This is a genomic window from Arthrobacter sp. Y3225116 (assembly GCF_059091245.1).
In genome coordinates, this window is sequence record NZ_JBNHGL010000444.1 from 1 (window position 1) to 1,212 (window position 1,212).

General features: G+C 71.9%; 1 protein-coding gene. It reads right to left on the reverse strand.

Annotated elements, in window-relative coordinates; all coding sequences use genetic code 11:
* Nucleotides 1-679 (reverse strand): glycosyltransferase family 9 protein (locus AC5RV2_RS18175; protein WP_494093489.1); only part of this gene is annotated, 679 nt, incomplete at its 3' end.
* Nucleotides 680-1,212 lie beyond the last annotated feature (533 nt).

The following is a 1,212-nucleotide window of genomic DNA, read 5'->3' on the forward strand; positions in this document are numbered from 1 at the left end:
ACCGCCGCCGCGGGTCCGTGGCACCCGGGTGGATGGTCACCAGCGACGGCCGGCCTTCCTCCAGGAGCCCGGCCAGCAAGGCCTCTTCATCGGCCAGGGGCTGCAGTTCCGGCTGCAGCGCGGCCGGAGCCGCGCCGGCCAGGCCCACCACCTCCAGCGCGCGCAACACCTCGTGCTGGTAATACACGTAGGGGATGGTCCGCTCGAGCGCGGCCGCGTCCGGGGTCCGGGTGCCCACCGTGTGCCGTGCGCCCAGTTCCAGCAGGAACGGGTTCGAGTTCCGGCCGCCGCCGTGCAGCTGCACGGCCAGGTCGAACTGCTCGCCGCGCATCCGCTGGTGGAACCGGCCGATGGCCTGCGGGTCCTCCGGTCCCGGGCGAACCCCGTGCGCGAACGGCAGCGGTTCCACCCGGTGCACCGGGCCCGGCCTGCCGCGGAACAGGGCGGCATGGGCCTCCGTGCCCAGCAGGGTCATGCTGGCCTCGGGATAGGCGGCAGCCAGCGACTCGAGTGCCGGAACCGAAAAAAGGACGTCGCCCAGTCCTCCGCCCCGGAGCACCGCAATCTTCCGCACCCCCTCGAAGGGCTCCAACACCGGCCCGATGCCCCGGCCATGCCGGGCCTCGGTACTGAGCCTCTGGTCGCCGAAAGCGGCGCCGCCTGTGGGAGAACCAGCCATCTCCACCTCCTGGATTAACGTTCCGCGCTGCGGCGCATCCACCCGGCGCGCGCGTGCCGTGCCTGCCGCAACCCCCTGTGACCCGCCCCCGCGGGCCCCCTCGTGAACTTCACCCTAAGGGGCATTCGAGCCGCTGGCCAGAGCCGGAATCGGGACCCGAGGCAGGGACCGGCCCGCAGGAACCGCCCGCACCGGGCGTGTCTGACACCGCGCGGTGTGTCTTAAACCGGCGGCGTGTCTGAAACCGGGCGATGGGGGGTAGGGAACCAGTACCACGCGTTGTTGCCGGTGTTGCGTGCCCGCGGGCACTGCACTGTGCGGCCGCGTGACCGTGGACTTTGGCCAGACACCAACGGGCAGGCCCAGGCCGCCTTGGAGGGGAGTAGCAATATGACCATCGATTCCGATACCGCCCGGGACCTTGCCATTCTGGAGGTGCACGACCCGCGGGACGGCAGCCTGGTGGGCGTGCTGGAGGAAGTTAGCTCCGACGAGGTGCGGGCCGCCGTCGCCGCCGCCAAGGCGGCGCAGCC